The sequence below is a fragment of the Chondromyces apiculatus DSM 436 genome, from assembly GCF_000601485.1.
GTDB lineage: Bacteria > Myxococcota_A > Polyangia > Polyangiales > Polyangiaceae > Chondromyces > Chondromyces apiculatus.
Genome location: NZ_ASRX01000109.1, coordinates 18,314 through 33,286 on the forward strand (window position 1 = coordinate 18,314; position 14,973 = coordinate 33,286).

Here is a 14,973-nt window from a genome sequence, read left to right on the forward strand (position 1 = left end):
GAGAGCATCGCAAGGAGCGCCAGGCGGCGTCGCACGAGAGCTTGCGCTCCGATGCTCATCTGCTCATCGAGATGGCCCAGCCCTTCGGCTCGCCCTGCGCTACGCTCCGGCCCACCCCTTGAAGCCTCTCTACCACCGCAGCTTCCCCCCTGCCCCTGCCCCTGCCGCGCTCGTCGTGCTCCTCGCGCTCCTCGCCTTTGCCGTCACGGCATGCGGCCGTCCCGTTCCTCACGTCTTCGTCGACGTGGCGGTCTCCGGCGCTCACCGGGCGGAGCTGCCCGTCCCCGCGGATGCGCTCGCGGCATCGGCGCGGGGAGGGGGCTACACCGTGCTCGCGGGCGACCTGCACTGCCACGTCATGCCGCCCGACCGGTACCCGCACGTGAGCCGCACCCCCGCCGAGACTGTGGCCCTCGCCCGCGAGGAGGGGCTCGATTTCGTGGTGCTCACGCCTCACCTCCGCGCCGGCTTCTTCCAGGACGAGGTGCGCCGCGCCGATGCGGTGAAGCACCTCCGAGCGCTCAAGCAGGCGGTCGCCGAGGCGCTGGGTGCCCCCGGGTCCAGCAGCGGCGGCGCGACCACGGCGGGCGAGGCGGGTGAGACGCGCGCGGGGCGCGAGAAAGGCGCGCGCAGAGATCCCCTGTTCATCACGGGCTTCGAGTACACCGACTTCACCTACGGCCACCTGGGTGCCTCCTTCGCCGATCTGGAGGAGGTGCTCGCCGCCGTGCCCGTCGCCGAGACGCTCGCGCAGCCCGGGCGCTTCTTCGAGGAGTACGTGAAGCGCGGTGGGTTCCTGGTGATCAACCACCCGCTCCTCGTCCCGCTCGACACCATCGTGCCCTGGGCCCGCTACGACATGTCCTGGCAGCCCTTCACGGGGCGGCGGGAGGTGCCCTACCCGGACGAGATCATGGTGGCGACCCACCTCGCGCACGGCATCGAGGTCTTCAACCTGGCCGTCTCCGAGATGCGCGACCGGCTGATGCTCTTCGACCGTCACTACACGCTGCGCCAGGCGCTGCGCCTCGTGGACTGGCAGGTGCTCCTGCGCCCGCGGCGCTTCGTGCCGGTGGGCGGCAGCGACAGCCACAGCGACCACCTGCGCGCGACGACCTTCGTGCTCGCGAAGGCGCGCACGCCCGAGGGGATCCGCGAGGCGCTGCTCGCAGGGAGGGTGTGCGTGCGCGATCCCGCGGCGTGCTCGCTGGAGGTGCGCGCCGCGGGCAGCGACGCCTGGCTCCCGGTGGGGAGCGCGCTCGTCGGGGTGCGGGCGCTCGTGGCGCGGACCCGCGGTGAGGAGGCGCGGATCCTGGTGAACGGCGAGGAGGTTGCGCCCGAGGGGCCGGGGCGCGAGGTGACCATCCCCCTCGACCCGACGCGCTGCGCGGTGATCCGGGCCGAGGTCGACGGCGGCTACTCTGCCCCCGTCTACGTGAACTGCGCCGGTGTATAAGGCCGGCGTGTAGAGTGAAGGGATGAGCCAGCCGGTTGGTCGTGCGTCGTCGCCCGCGTTCGCGCCTGCGCGCGTGGTGGTCCGTCCGGAGCCCGACGGGGGCATGGTGCTGGCCTCGCCGGTGCCGCTCGGGGACTACGCGCGCTGCGTGGGCGACTGGCTGGAGCACTGGGCTTCCGCCGCGCCGGAGCGGGTGTTCCTCACGGAGCGCGCCCCGGATGGGGCGCTCGTGGCGGTGACGTTCGGGGAGGCGCGGGAGCGGGTCCGGGCGCTCGCGCAGGCGCTGCTCGATCTGGGGCTGTCACCCGAGCGCCCGCTGGCCCTCCTGTCGGACAACGACGTGCACCACGCCCTTCTGCAGCTCGCCGCCATGCACGTCGGGATCCCGGCGGTGCCCGTATCGCCGGCGTACGCGCTGATGTCGCGCGACCTGGAGAAGCTGCGGCACATCCTCGGCGTGGTGCGCCCGGGGGCAGTGTTCGCGGCAGACGGCGCGGCGTTCGCGCGGGCGCTCGGGGCCGCGGGCGAGGTCTCCTCGGCAGGGCGCGCCGCGCGCGCGCCGCGCCTGCTCACGTCGAGGAACGCGCCTCCCGGGGCCCTGTCCGTCGACGCGCTGGGCGCCGGCCCCCACGGCGAGGCCGTGGAGCGCGCCTTCCGCGCGATCACGCCGGACACCGTGGCGAAGATCCTGTTCACCTCGGGCTCGACGGGCGCGCCGAAGGGCGTGCTGAACACGCAGCGGATGCTGTGCTCGAACCAGGCGATGATCGCGGCGCTGTGGCCGTTCCTCCGGGCGCGACCGCCGGTGACCGTGGACTGGCTGCCGTGGAGCCACACCTTCGGGGGCAACCACAACTTCAACATGTTCCTCTGCCACGGCGGGACCCTGCACGTGGACAGCGGCAAGCCCGCCCCGGGGCTCGTGGAGCGCACGGTGGCGCGGCTGCGCGAGGCGTCCAGCACCCTCTACTTCAACGTGCCGCGCGGCTACGAGATGCTCCTGCCCTACCTGGAGGCGGACGCGGCCCTGCGGGAGGTGTTCTTCCGGGATCTCGACGCGCTGTTCTACGCCGCGGCGGCGCTGCCGCAGAGCCTGTGGGAGCGGCTGGAGGCGGTGTCGCGGCGCGCGCGGGGCGAGGCGGTGCCGCTGATCTCGGCCTGGGGAGCGACGGAGACCTCGCCGATGGCGACCTGCGTGCACTTCCCCCTGGAGCGCGCGGGCAACATCGGGCTGCCACCGCCCGGGTGCGAGATCCGGCTCGCGCCCGTCGGCGACAGGCTGGAGATCCGGGTGCGTGGACCCCAGGTGACGCCGGGATACCTGGACGGCGGGCGCGAGGACGCCTTCGACGCGCAGGGCTTCTACCGCACCGGGGACGCGGCGAAGCTGGCCGACCCGCAGGCGCCGGAGCTGGGCATCCTCTTCGATGGCCGCATCAGCGAGAACTTCAAGCTCTCGTCGGGCACCTGGGTGGCTGTCGGCGAGCTGCGGGTGGCGCTCGTGGCCGCGGCGTCCCCGGCCGTGCAGGACGCGGTGATCACCGGTCACGACCGGGAAGAGGTGGGGGCGCTCCTGTTCCTCAGCGCCGCAGGGTGTGCGCGGCTGGCGAGTGAGGGGAGGGGGAGAGAGGTGCGGGGGATGCCGATGGGCGAGTTGCTCCGGGACGAGGGGGTGCGGGCGCACGTGCGCGCGGCGCTGCAGGCCCACAACCAGGGGTGTGGCGGATCGAGCCGGCGGGTGGGCCGGGTGCTTTTTCTGGAGGAGCCGCCGTCGATCGATGGCGGAGAGATCACCGACAAGGGCTACCTGAACCAGCGGGCGGTGCTGACCCGGCGTGCGGCGCTGGTGGAGCGGCTGCACGCGGCGGAGCCCGCGGAGGACGTGCTGGTCATCTCCACGTGAACGTGGGCGGCGCGGCGTGATCGGGGTACGCTGCCCGGGTGTTGCTCGGTGACTTCGAGCGGATGCGCGTGCGCGCGGGCGATGAGACCGTGGAGCTGGTCGCTGCGCCTCGTGCGACGGCCGCGGACCACGCCTTCCGCCTGCGGGGACGGGAAGCGGTGATCCTGGTGGCGGCGCGCTCAGGGGGCGTCGCGGAGGTGATCACGGTCGCGGGAGATCGGTTCTCCTGGCGCCTCGATGCGCACGACGTGGCGCTGCTCGAGGAGGAGATCGCGCGGGGGGAGATCCTCGTCACCTGGTGCGACGGTGCGCCGCCTCTTCTGGGATCCGGGGGAAGGGGAGACGAACCGCCGCACGTCCCTGGGTCAGGGCCGGCCCCGGGGGGCACACCGCCCGGCGAGGCGCGTTCGTTTTACGAGCTCGTCGTGGTCGACGAGCTGGAGGCGCCGATCGCAGGGCTGCGGGTGACGATGAGCACCCCCGCGGGGACCGTGACGAAGCCGACCGACGGCGCGGGGCGGGTGCGCGTGGACGGAGCGCCGCCCGGGATGGGTCGGGCGAGCGTGACGCGCGTGGCCGACCTGGCGTCGCTGTTCGCGGGGCGTGAGCGCAAGCCTCGGCGCACGGCGCGGCTGCCCGAGGGGCCGTCCTGGCACGTGCGGACGGCGCGTGACGCGGGCGAGAGCGTGACCCTGCCCGACGGAGAGCCGCAGCGGCTGATGATCGTCACCCGCACCGATCTGCGGCACTTCGTGAACCGCCGCCCCTGGACCGAGCTGTCGGTGGCCGCGGAGGGGCCGTGGCTCCTCGATGGCGGCGCGCAGCCGGAGCTGGCGCTGTGCGCGGACGCCACAGGCGCCGAGGCGGTGGTGCTGTGCGGCGCGGCGCCAGCCGAGGGCGAAGCGCTGCCGGAGGGGACGCCGGAGTGGCTGCGCACCGGCATCGACGCGCTGCACGCGGCGCTCTTCCAGGGCGACTTCGGGCCGGTGTGGGCGCTGCTGGAGAGCATCCCCCTCGACCCGCCCATCCGCGCCGTGGCGGCGCCTCCAGCGGTGGTGGAGCAGCTCGCGTTCGAGGCGTCGATGGCCGAGCTGGTGCTGGAAGGCCGGGTGGATCCCGCCGCCGACAAGGAGAGTGCCGTGTGACGCTGCGGGTGCGCGTGAAGTGGCCGAACGCGGGGACGCCCCTCTTGCCCGAGGCGCACGCGGACGTGCAGCTCGAAGCCGGTGGGGCGCCGCTGCCCATCGCGCACCGGGGGCCGGGGGTACGCGAGTTCGAGGTGCCGGAGGGGACGGCGAAGGTGACGCTCAAGGCGCGCTTCGTGGCGGCGCTCGGAGGGGTGACCCTGGCCGATGGCACCGCTGTCCCCCCGCAGAAGCACGAGGTGCTCCGGGTGGAGCAGCCCTATGACGTGGTGGAGGGTGAGACGACCCTCGCCCCGGTGAACTTGCCGGCCTACATCAAGGGACACCCGCTCGTGGACACCAGCGCGGTGGCGAACGTGCGCGGTGCGGTGCTGTTGCAGCTCCGGACGGAGTTCGTCGACATCACCCCGTTCTGGAAGGCTTATGCCCTCCACCACGGCGAGTACGCGCGCGATCGCACCGACCGCGTGACGCTGGTGGTCGTCGGCTCCACGGGGGCGAGCCCGCTGATCTGGTTCGCCTGCGTTCCCGACGCCTGCCACGCGCCCCTGCGGCCGGGGATCTCCGCGCTCGTCTTCTTCAGGCCCAGCAATTATGCGTACAGCCGCGTCGATGAACCGCACGACGCTTTCGGCCTGAACCGCTACCTGCTCGCGCCTGTCGCCACCGACGAGATCGACCCGGCCGCGCCTCCGCCCTACTGGGCGCGCGACCAGTTCACGGCCGATCCTCAGGGGAGCCTCTGGGCGTGGCTGCGCTGCGGGTTCGAGCGCGCGCTCGCGTCGAGCGGCAAGCCGGCGGTGCTGCTCATCCCCTGGCCCAGTGCGCTGGACTTCGGGCGCGCCACGAGCGCCGAGCTGCCCGTGCTCGCCGAGGGGGTGATCCGGCTGCTCTGGGCGACGCAGCGGCTCGCGAAGCAACGCGGGGCCATCCACCTCGGGAGGCTCGCGCTCTCGGGCTACAGCGCGGGTGGGCTGGGGCTCTGGGCCGCCTTCGCCAACAACCTGGAGCGCACGGGGGAGGTCTACGCCTTCGACGCGCGCGGCACCCAGGCCAACGCTGGCATGGCCGTGAAGTGGTTCAACGACAAGCCCTCGCGAAAGCTGCGCCTCACCGGCGGCTTCCAGCTCACGGCGAACGAGGGGATCCGCCGCGCCATCGAGAAGCTCGGCGGGAGCCTCGCGGGGCGCTTCTCCAGGTTGCCGGCCGACGAGAAGGCCTACGCACCCGGAGCCACCGCGTACTGGGATCACGCCTGCGCGCTCATCGATGCCGCGTACCGACCCGGGATCATGGCGGAGCCAGCCTACTGGCACCAGTACGCGGTGTTCGGTGGCGACATGATCGATCCCGCGTTCCCTGTGGCGACGTTCCTCGAGCTGTTCCTGAGGGCCTCGGACCTGTGACGCGGCAGCGCGCCGCGCGGGTCGCTGCGGCCGCGGCGGGGCTGCTCCTCGCCCTCGGCGTGGCGGCGTGGGCGGCGTGGGCGGCGTGGGCGGCGTGGGCGGCGTGGATCGACGCGCGGAAGCCACCCACGCCGGTGCTCACGGGAGGGTCTCCGCTGGAGGGCATCCCGGAGGACGTGACGCGCGGCGCGCCCTCGCGGGAGGAGCACCTCGCGGCGCTGCTCGACGCGGCGCGCTCCGACGTCACCCGTCCCTGGGGGACCGACGCGGTGTCGACGGCCAGCTACGCCGTGGCCGCCGAGGGCGTGCTCGGCGATGGCAAGGCCGTCGGGGCGCGCTCCGCCGCCGGGGTGGTTGCGTTCGCCCTGGCCCGGCTCGACGAGCGCGCTGCGAACGAGGCGCTCTCGGCGTGGGTGGAACGGCCGACGACCCGCCCGGAACACCGCATCGCGGGCCTCGAGGCCATGCGCACCTGGCCTCGCCCCACCTGGCTCCCCACCGTGCGTCGCCTCCTCGTGCAGCCGGCGCTCGCCGCGGAGATCGCGACCCTCGATCGCCTGGGCGCCTTCCCTCGGCCCGCAGGGAGCTGCGCCGCGCCCGTGAGTGTGCACGTCCACGCCCTCGCGGTGGCCGCGTCCCTGCCGGGCGACGAAGGCCGCGCCCTGCTGCGTGAGATCGCGACCGACCACGCCCGCTCCGACCCCGATCCGCGCACGCTCGCGGCCTTCGCGGCCCTCGCGCCTCCACCTGCGCCGTCGATGGTGGGCGAGCCCGAGGGGCGCGTCGGGGCCCTGGCGAGCCTGCGCCTGATGGCCCTCGCGCTCCTCGAAGACCGCGCCTTGCTCCGCGTGACGGCCGACGACCCGAGCGAGCCCGCGCTGGTGCGGGGCTGGGCCGAGGTGATGGCGAGAGAGCCGCGTGGACTCGTCACCCGCGTCCACGAACCCGGCGCGCGTGAGCTCCACATGCCGCCCTGCAGGTAGGGCGCCCACGGAGTGGCGTTTCACCGCAGCACGGCGGAGCAACCGCGCGCGTCATCGCCGGATCTGCATCGTGCAGGGTCGCCAGCGCGGCATCTCACCGCGCTGCGAAGGCCGATTCGCGGACTCTGCGCAGTGGCTCTCCTCTGGCCGGGCAAGGATGGATGTTGTACCAGGGGTGCGAGATGACTGCCGCCACCTCCACCCCCCATGGAAGCGCCGTTCGTCCCTCCACCTGTCGCATGTTCGAGACACCGCTGATCGAGCGGTTCTCGCGCAGCCACCCTCTCCTGCCTTTCGTCTTCTGGCTGCCAGCGATCGCGTACCTCGGCGTGCGCGCAGCGCAGAACGACATCGGCCCACTCGCCGGCCTGGGGCTCGTCTTCGCAGGTCTCTTCGTCTGGACCTTCGCCGAGTACATCCTGCACCGTTACCTGTTCCACTACGTCGGTCCGCGGCCGTGGCAGCGTCGGGTGCACTTCATCCTCCACGGCGTGCACCACGACTTCCCCCAGGACACCGACCGCCTCGTGTTCCCGCTCGGCGCCAGCATCCCCATGGGTGCGGGGTTCTACCTGCTGTTTCGCGCGCTCGTGGGGCCCGTTCTGGTCGATCCCGTCTTCATGGGCTTCGGGCTCGGCTATCTCGCCTACGATGGCACGCACTATGCAGTTCACCACTGGCGCATGACCTCCCGGTGGGGCAAGTGGATCAAGCGTCACCACATGGTCCACCACCACACCGGGGAAGAAGCGCGGTGGGGCGTCTCTTCGCCGCTCTGGGACTACGTGTTCGGAACCATGGGCAGCCCCAAGGCTGACAAGACCGGCTGAGCACCCCTGTCAGGGCCGCTCTCCTGCACGGGAGGCGCTGACCCCAGGGTCGGTGCCTCCTGTTTGTTTTTGTGCGGAGGGTGGGACGATGAGCCGAAAACGGGCGCGGTTGAGGGAGAATATCCGGGAGCATGCCGAGCAGCGGAAGCTCGCCCGTGAGCGCGGAGGGCTGCGCAGCGCGGTGCGGCTTCCCGAGCCCGACGGCGGCGCCCCGGAGGATGCGGTCGAGGGCCTGATCCGGCGATCACAGCGCTCCCGTCAGCGCGGAGACGAGCGACGTGCGCTCGTGCTGCTGCGCGATGCCTGCAAGCTCGACGAGTGGCGGGCGCGCTCGTGGACGCTGCTCGGAGCGCTCCTGGTGGCGCAGGGCCGGAGGGACGAGGCAGTCGAGGCGTTCGACCACGCCCACTGGCTACGGCTCAGGGCAGGAGAGGACGCCCGCGCTCAGGTCACGGCCCGGCTCGCCTCCCAGGCGCGCCGTCAGGCTGCCTGAGCGCTCGCTGTCGTCGCTGGATGTCATGACGTGGGCGCGCGTCACGAAGGGGAAGCCGACTCACCTCGTGCGGTGAGGGTGCGGTGAGGGTGCGGTGAGCGCGCGGTGAGGCGGATGCTCGCCCTGTGACTCAGGCGCCCGGCGCGGACCCGTCGCTCTTCGAGGGAGCAGTCCCCGATGCTGTCTCGGGAATAGAACGGAGCGCTCCCGCATAGAACGTGCGCAGTGTGTTGCGGTTGCAAAAGGGGCATAGCCAGCCCACGTCGAAGCGCTCCAGGTGGGCGTTGATGCTGTGTGCCGGGGCGAGATCCTTCACGCCGGGCCGCGCCGCCCATCCCGCGAGGACGTGCCTGTTCTCGTCCAGCGTGGCCGACAGAATTGCTTGGCACTCACAACGGCTGGAGATCTGGAACCGCCTCATACGCATTGTCCTCGGGATGGGTCTTCGCCGCGTCGCGGCAAGCACCGCATCATGCTTGGTCTTCCTATAAAGGGTGGTCGGGTCAACCTCAAGGGGTGTTAGGCTGGGCGTGGTCGCGGTGGAGCGCGGCCGACGCGAGAAGGGGGCTACATGAACTCTCGCCGTACTGAGCAGCCGGGTGTCGTCGTGGATGAAGGAGCGCTCCGTGTGCGACACGGACAGGGAGGTCCGGGCACCCTCGTGCCTCCCGAGGGCCTGCACGGGCGCGTCTCCGACCGCCCCGGGCTACGGCAGGTCCGGAGTGGCTCCTCCGGCGCTGGCCGCGTCCGCGGCCTGGACGCTGGCGGCTCGGAGCTTCGTGTGCTCCTCGCGCACAACGCGGCGACGCCCACCTGTGATGCGCTGGCGCGCCACATCGAGGCCCTGGGCGCAACGCTGACGGACGCCTCGTCGAGCGACGACGCGCGCCTCGTCGTGGAGGCCGAGATCTTCGACGCCTGCCTGGTCTGCCTCGACCTGCTCCCCGCGCCCTTCGCAGGCGTGCGGCTGGCAAGTGAGCTGCTCGCCCGCGGGTGCCCTGTGGTGCTGGTGACCCGCAGCCTGCGCTGGCTGCCGGCGGATGCCACCGAGCTGCGGAAGCTGCCCTGGATTCCTCCCGACGCCTCCACGGAGGCGCTCCAGCGCGCCCTCGCGGCGGCGAGCGAGGTGCAGGACAGCTCGGTCCGCGAACGCAGCGAGCCCCACGCCCCCTCGAGCCGCGCGGCCCGTCTTTAGAGCCCGCGGCAAGAACGCAACGCCCCTCATTCACACGGCAGGGGCTCGCGCCCCCGTCTCCCGCCGAGCAAAGTTCGTCGGGGCCCCCCACTCCGCGATCCACCCGAAGCTTCCAGAGCCCTCTGCCGCTTCGGGTCTGACGTCCATCGCCTCAGGAAGCGGGCAATGTCCCCGGCCGCATGGTTCAGGGCGCGACGGCCTGGATGTCGACCGTGCGCACCGTCGCGGTCCCCGCTCCGGCGATGCTGATCACCAGCTCCGCGTCTTCCGTGAGGGTGGCGTCGAGGCTGCGGCCGCCTTCCAGCGACTGGGTGCGCAGCGCTGCCCGATCCCCCGAGGGGCTGCGGATGGCGAGCTCCAGGTAAGCGGTAGGCACCCCGAGGGAGACCAGATCCCCCTGGCCATCGCACCTCAGAGAGCGCTTCCCGGCGAGCGGCTGCGCCGTGTCGGCCTTGCAGCCGGTCTTCACCAGCGGCTCGTCCGCAGTCTCGGCGCGGGCAGCCGCGAGCACGGTGTCTCCGCGCACGAGTTCCACGTCGTCGAGGTGCACCTGCGCCGGGCCGCGCGATCCCACCGTCAGGTAGAAGCCGCTCGCGCCCGGATCGGCCACGAACCGCGCTTCCCGTGACCCCTTCTCCTTCGCGCCGAGCTGGAGCGTGGTGATCGACTCCGGCGCCTCCGGATCCTCGAGCGACCGGAGCGCGACGTAGATCTCCGAGGCGAGCGTGGTGCGGAAGCGAAGGCGCCCCACCACCTCGTCTCCCGGCGACACGAGCGCCGGCGTGGCCGGCGTGTAGCTGCCGTTCACGCGCACGAGGTAGCGCTTCCCGGCGCGCAGGGGCAGGCCGGTGCTGCTCCGGAGCACCAGCCGCGGCGCGCCTGCCTGCGCTTGCACCGTCACGTCGCTGCCGCTCTTCGAGAAGGTGATGCCCTCGGCCGCGATCTGCTGGAGCTTGTCGCCCCCCACGGTGGTCACGGCCTGCTTCCTGTCAGCGCCGCTTCCCTCGGCCGCCGTGGCCCCGGGCCCCCCGAGCTTGCTCGAGAGCGCGTGCACCCCGCCCTTGAAGCGCGCGACCTGCTCCGGTCCACCGAGCTGCCGCGAGTCCCAGAGGGTGATGAGCGCGTTCATCATCTCGGTGAGCTGCCGGTCCTTCGTCGCGTGCGCCTCCGGCGTCACCTCGCAGCGGTTGTAGGTCTCGCACAGCTCCGCGCGCTGCTCCTTGAGCTGCGTCGCGAGCTGCGCCGCGGCGCGGATCGCCTCCGTCCGCTGCACGCTCGTCGCGTCGGTGCCGGTGCGCTTCAGCGCCTCGCGCACGGCGAGCGGCTCGAACTCCTTCTCGATCGCGCCGCAGTCCTCGCGGGGGATCTTGCCGATGGGCGCGGGGCACGACACCTCCGTGGAGCGCTTGGGCACCTCGACCTCCTGGGGCGGGCCGCACGCGGGAGCGAGGACCGCAGCGGCGGCTGAGCACAGGGTGAGGAGCGCGGGGGCGATGCGACGGCGATGCACGTGCTGACGCTAGTACAGGTCGGGCATGCACGGGACGGGCAAGCGGGGGCAGGGAATGCGGCAGGGCGGGAAGGTGAGGGTGAGCGGAGGTGAGGGAAGGGGCAGGGGAAGGCGAGCGATCCCTCAAAGTTCCAGGGGCACGGGGCCCATGACACCCGGCGCATGACGGGACATGCTGTTGCCTGTTGCTCTGCCGCACGGGATTGGCTAGAAGCTGAGTCGCCTCACGCGGGACTAGCTCAGTTGGTAGAGCATCAGCTTCCCAAGCTGAGGGTCGCGGGTTCGAATCCCGTGTCCCGCTCCGAGATCCCCTGATCTTCGGCGCACGCGTCAAGGTACTGAGACCGCAGGTTCACGAAGCACTTCGTGGCGCCTGCCCCGTCCAGCGACCTTCCAAGACCCTCTCTGGATGTTCCGCTGCGGCGTGGAGCCCCGCGCCCTGTCGCGCTCTACTGAGCGCGCACCGTGATCTGCGTCAGGTCCACGGTGCCCGTCAGGGTGTTGTCCGCATCGGCGACGCACACCTTCCAGTCGCCCGCGGGCGGTTCGCCCTCGAAGTCCGCCAGGCGCTCTCCAGGTCCCTTGCCGGGGCTCGGCCGGTGCGCGCAGATCCCGTCGTCGCGGCACACCACCTTGTCGTTGCCGATGTTCACGCCCATCAGCTCCGCAGGTGAGGTCGCATCGTCCCGGAAGACGATGGGATGGCTGATCGCCAGGTCCGAACCATCCCCGTCGAGCTCCGACGACGTGTCGGCCGCCTCCTCGATCCCCGCCCGGCTGAGCAGCGTGACCACCGTCCCCTCGGGGCTCGCGACCTTGATCACCAGATCGCTGATCCACGTATGCGACAGCCCGACCTTGACCTCCACCTCCACCACCTCCGCGGCCCCCTCGTCCGGGATGGTCAGCGTCTGGCACTCCATCGTCCCCAGGCTGCCGTCGTACTGCTGATCGTCCGGGAGCGCGTGGGCCAACCCCGGCCCCTGCGTCGCGACCAGGGACAGGTATGCCGTGCACGCGCTCGGAGCCCCTCCGCACGCGAAGCCATCCTCGATCGCGCAGTCCCCATCGCACCCGTCCCCGGAGGCATCGTTCCCGTCGTCGCACGCCTCCCCGGCGTCGAGCTGACCATCGCCGCAGCCGGGCAGGACACCTCCCCCGGTGCTCGTGCCCCCCGTCCCCGTGCTCCCGCTCCCACCCTCGGAGAAGGTCGCGCCGAACCTGAACTCGTCGATCCCCGAGATCGCATTGCACCCTGCGACGAGCACCAGCGCTGCCGCGCGCGTGAGCAGTTCCCTTCGTCGCATGGCTCTCCAGGGGAAGGATAGTCGATCCGGACGCTGGCTCCAGCCCCGAGCCCGCGGTGTTCGCGTGATACCCTTCTTGCCGCACGCCCCGCCCCGCCCCGCCCCGCCCCGCCCCGCCCCGCCGCGCCGCTGCATGCCGCGCGCCCGCCCGTGCGTCGCCCGTGCGTCTTCCAGCCCCGAGGAGCCCCGATGCCCCGCTGTTTCAGGCCCATCCCGTACGTCGCCAGCATCTGTGTCCTGCTGCTTGCCGCCGCGTGTGGCGGAGACGATGGCGGCACCTCGTCGGAGGGCGGCGGTGCTGGCGGTAGCGTCGGCGGCAGCTCGGGGATGCCGACCACCGGCTCGGGCGCTGGCGCCACCACCGGCACCGGCGCTGGTGGCGCAGGCGGTGGGGGCGGCGCGGCGACCTCGGACTGCTCCGACCTGCCGCTGTGCGACGGCTTCGAGGGCGCCGCGCCAGACGGTCCGCCCGACACGGCCACCTGGAGCGTCGTCTCCCCCAACTGCAGCGGGACCGGCACCGTCACCATCGACGGAGCCCAGGCCCACAGCGGCGCGCGTTCACTGCGGGTAAACGGGGGCGGCGGCTACTGCGATCACGTCTTCATCGCCAGCACCAGCGCCATCGCCGCGCTCGGTCCCGCCGTCTACGGGCGGTTCTTCGTCCGCTTCGAGGAGGCACTCGGCGACTCCCACGTGACGTTCCTGACCATGAAAGACGCGAACGACAACGACCGCGACCTGCGCATGGGTGGTCAGTCCAAGATCCTCATGTGGAACCGCGAATCCGACGACGCGACGCTCCCTTCCCTGAGCCCCGCCGGCATCGCCCAGAGCCTGATGCCCACGCCCGACACCTGGCTGTGCGTGGAGTTCTTCGTCGATCAACCGAGCGCCTCCTTGCAGACCTGGGTCGACGGCGCCGCCATCGCCGCGCTACAGGTCGACGACACGCCCACGCCCGACGTGGACCAGCAGTGGCACAACCAGCCGAACTGGTCGCCCTCCCTCACCGACCTCAAGCTGGGCTGGGAGAGCTACGGCGGCCAGACCAACACCCTCTGGATCGACGACGTGGCCCTCGCCAACCACCGCATCGGCTGCAACTAGGTACTGCGTACGGCAATTCAGGGACCTTCGGTCCCTACGCTCCCGATGGTCGCTACCCCCACGGCCTCGCTTGAACGACGAGCCGAGGACTGGGACGAAGCTGGGGAACGCTTTTCGAACACGACGCTCCCGATGGTCGCTACCCCCTCACCGTCGTACCCTGAACGCACCCGGATGCGGGGCATTCTGCCCCGTTGCTCCGCGCCTCTCTCCGCCGGCGATCCCCTGCACCGCGCGTGGGGACTGCGAAGCGCGGCACACAGTTGGGATCTGACATCGACAAGCCTCTCATTGCCGGCATCAAGGCCACTCGATCTTCGACCCGATTGTCTGCAATGCGTACGATGTGCAGTCGTGGCCATGCACGTCAGTGAGCCGGGCGGGTCACGCACCCCATCGGACGAAGGACCATGAATACCAGCATCATCGATATCGTGAACGCCTCGCAGGACGCCCTCCTCGCCGGAAATGTCGAGCGCTACCTCGCCCTCTTTGCAGAGGACGTGATCTCCGCCGGCCCCGTCTCACCTCCCAGCCGCGGCCGCGCAGCGTTGAAGCACCACGTCGAGGCCCTCCTCGCGGGCTTCTCCAGCATCCGCTTCGTCGAGCGGCAGGTCTTCGCGGTGGGCCGCAGCGCCGCCCTTCGTTACAGCCTCGAGGCCGAGTCGCACAGCGGCAAGCCCGTGCGCCTCACCGGCGTCGATGTCTTCGAGATCGACGAGGACAGCCGCATCCACCGCGTCACCAGCTACTTCGACCCCGCCGCATTGACCTCGCCCGGCTGAGCGACGCGCGCCACCGAGCCCCGCCCCGCATGGAAGCGCGGCCGCCGCGCGTGTGGTCACGCGCCTCACCCATCTTCGTGATACAGTCATCTATCCAGCGCGACGGAGGGAATGGTGCGAACCCTCCGCCGCAGTTAGGTCTTGACGTGACGACCACTGTCACGTTCTAAGTGAATACGAGGTCGGTGTGCTCGTGTCGTCGCTCGTTCGTTGTGAATGAGCACACCGGTCCTGCGCGCCTCGACGCCAGGAGCGCCAGGTTGACACGGATCCGCTCGCGACACGCCGCATGATGCGGCGCGGACGGTGGATAGGTGCGCCCGGCGCTCCTCATGAAGGAGAAATGAAGAATGCGTGTAGATGGCAATGAACACGGGCGCTCGCGCACGTGGATCCACGGACTTTCTGCCATCGTCCTGGCGCTGCTCGGCGCCACCAGCGCTGGGTGCAGCATCCCGGCCGAAGGGGAAATCCAGCCAGAAGACGGGGAAAACGTGGGGGAGAGCGCGGATGCCGCAGGCACCGTCTATCAAGTTGGACCTTCACGGCAATACAAGAACCTGGGTCAGGTGGCGAACCTCCTGCTCCCGGGGGATATCGTCCAGGTCGACGGAAATGCCACCTACACAGGCGGCGTACTGTTCTCCAAACCTGGCACTTCCAGCCAGAAGATCACCATTCGCGGGATTCGCGTGAACGGCAAGCGCCCCGTCCTCTCTGGCGGCACCAACACCGTGGAGCTCGCGGGCAACCATTACGTCGTCGAGGGCTTCGACATCACCGGCGGTTCGTCCCGCTGCGTCTTCCACCACGCCCACGACATCACCCTGCGCGACTCCGTGGTCCACCA

At 71.4% G+C, this 14,973-nt stretch carries 12 protein-coding genes, 1 tRNA gene and 1 pseudogene; 12 read left to right on the forward strand and 2 right to left on the reverse strand.

Annotated features, from left to right (window positions below; all coding sequences use genetic code 11):
- Positions 1-118 precede the first annotated feature (118 nt).
- From CAP_RS40770 to CAP_RS40805, 8 genes are all read left to right on the forward strand, one after another.
- A complete protein-coding gene (locus tag CAP_RS40770) occupies positions 119-1,456 on the forward strand; it encodes a CehA/McbA family metallohydrolase domain-containing protein (protein WP_044251230.1) in 1,338 nt (445 codons plus the stop codon).
- Positions 1,457-1,478: 22 nt separating this feature from the next.
- Entirely contained in the window at positions 1,479-3,359 is a 1,881-nt protein-coding gene (locus CAP_RS40775) for a feruloyl-CoA synthase (protein WP_044251233.1), read from the forward strand.
- 38 nt (positions 3,360-3,397) lie between these two features.
- Positions 3,398-4,504: a hypothetical protein gene (locus tag CAP_RS40780; RefSeq protein WP_044251236.1), complete on the forward strand. Its 1,107-nt coding sequence runs from the start codon at positions 3,398-3,400 to the stop codon at positions 4,502-4,504.
- Positions 4,501-5,910 (forward strand): hypothetical protein, encoded by a 1,410-nt coding sequence (locus tag CAP_RS40785; RefSeq protein WP_044251239.1) that lies wholly within the window; start codon positions 4,501-4,503, stop codon positions 5,908-5,910. The genes CAP_RS40780 and CAP_RS40785 overlap by 4 nt, the downstream gene beginning before the upstream one ends.
- A complete protein-coding gene (locus tag CAP_RS40790) occupies positions 5,907-6,893 on the forward strand; it encodes a hypothetical protein (RefSeq protein WP_044251242.1) in 987 nt (328 codons plus the stop codon). The genes CAP_RS40785 and CAP_RS40790 overlap by 4 nt, the downstream gene beginning before the upstream one ends.
- A 239-nt stretch (positions 6,894-7,132) precedes the next feature.
- The gene (locus CAP_RS40795) at positions 7,133-7,723 is read left to right on the forward strand and encodes a sterol desaturase family protein (RefSeq protein WP_044251243.1); all 591 of its coding nucleotides are present in this window, start codon (positions 7,133-7,135) and stop codon (positions 7,721-7,723) included.
- Between the two features lie 88 nt (positions 7,724-7,811).
- On the forward strand, positions 7,812-8,216 hold the full coding sequence (locus CAP_RS40800; RefSeq protein ID WP_156041606.1) for a hypothetical protein: 405 nt from the start codon (positions 7,812-7,814) through the stop codon (positions 8,214-8,216).
- 628 nt (positions 8,217-8,844) lie between these two features.
- The gene (locus tag CAP_RS40805; protein ID WP_231511995.1) at positions 8,845-9,411 is read left to right on the forward strand and encodes a hypothetical protein; all 567 of its coding nucleotides are present in this window, start codon (positions 8,845-8,847) and stop codon (positions 9,409-9,411) included.
- Between the two features lie 184 nt (positions 9,412-9,595).
- Here the strand turns inward: CAP_RS40805 and CAP_RS40810 are convergent, their stop codons facing one another.
- The gene (locus tag CAP_RS40810; protein WP_044251247.1) at positions 9,596-10,921 is read right to left on the reverse strand and encodes a hypothetical protein; all 1,326 of its coding nucleotides are present in this window, start codon (positions 10,919-10,921) and stop codon (positions 9,596-9,598) included.
- A 228-nt stretch (positions 10,922-11,149) separates the two neighbouring features.
- On the opposite strand from CAP_RS40810, the gene CAP_RS40815 reads away from it, so the two are divergent.
- Positions 11,150-11,222 (forward strand) — tRNA-Gly (locus tag CAP_RS40815).
- A gap of 148 nt (positions 11,223-11,370) precedes the next feature.
- Here CAP_RS40815 and CAP_RS55580 read toward each other — a convergent pair.
- Positions 11,371-12,228 carry a proprotein convertase P-domain-containing protein gene (locus CAP_RS55580; protein ID WP_044251249.1) on the reverse strand — a complete coding sequence of 286 codons (858 nt, stop codon included), beginning with the start codon at positions 12,226-12,228 and terminating at the stop codon, positions 11,371-11,373.
- Positions 12,229-12,417: 189 nt separating this feature from the next.
- Here CAP_RS55580 and CAP_RS40825 point away from each other — a divergent pair, with 189 nt between their 5' ends.
- The 3 genes and pseudogenes from CAP_RS40825 to CAP_RS40835 form a co-directional block, all read left to right on the forward strand.
- Positions 12,418-13,338: a hypothetical protein gene (locus tag CAP_RS40825; protein ID WP_052376832.1), complete on the forward strand. Its 921-nt coding sequence runs from the start codon at positions 12,418-12,420 to the stop codon at positions 13,336-13,338.
- Positions 13,339-13,748: 410 nt separating this feature from the next.
- On the forward strand, positions 13,749-14,123 hold the full coding sequence (locus CAP_RS40830) for a nuclear transport factor 2 family protein (RefSeq protein WP_044251250.1): 375 nt from the start codon (positions 13,749-13,751) through the stop codon (positions 14,121-14,123).
- A gap of 350 nt (positions 14,124-14,473) precedes the next feature.
- Positions 14,474-14,973 (forward strand): annotated as a pseudogene (locus CAP_RS40835) (hypothetical protein); the annotation flags it as partial.

Excerpts from the sequence above, each read along its gene's own strand:
- CAP_RS40795 (WP_044251243.1), top strand. The coding sequence starts at position 7,133 with ATGTTCGAGACACCGCTGATCGAGCGGTTCTCGCGCAGCCACCCTCTC.
- CAP_RS40825 (WP_052376832.1), top strand. The coding sequence starts at position 12,418 with ATGCCCCGCTGTTTCAGGCCCATCCCGTACGTCGCCAGCATCTGTGTC.
- CAP_RS40830 (WP_044251250.1), top strand. The coding sequence starts at position 13,749 with ATGAATACCAGCATCATCGATATCGTGAACGCCTCGCAGGACGCCCTC.
- CAP_RS40800 (WP_156041606.1), top strand. The coding sequence starts at position 7,812 with ATGAGCCGAAAACGGGCGCGGTTGAGGGAGAATATCCGGGAGCATGCC.
- CAP_RS40775 (WP_044251233.1), top strand. The coding sequence starts at position 1,479 with ATGAGCCAGCCGGTTGGTCGTGCGTCGTCGCCCGCGTTCGCGCCTGCG.
- CAP_RS55580 (WP_044251249.1), bottom strand. The coding sequence starts at position 12,228 with ATGCGACGAAGGGAACTGCTCACGCGCGCGGCAGCGCTGGTGCTCGTC.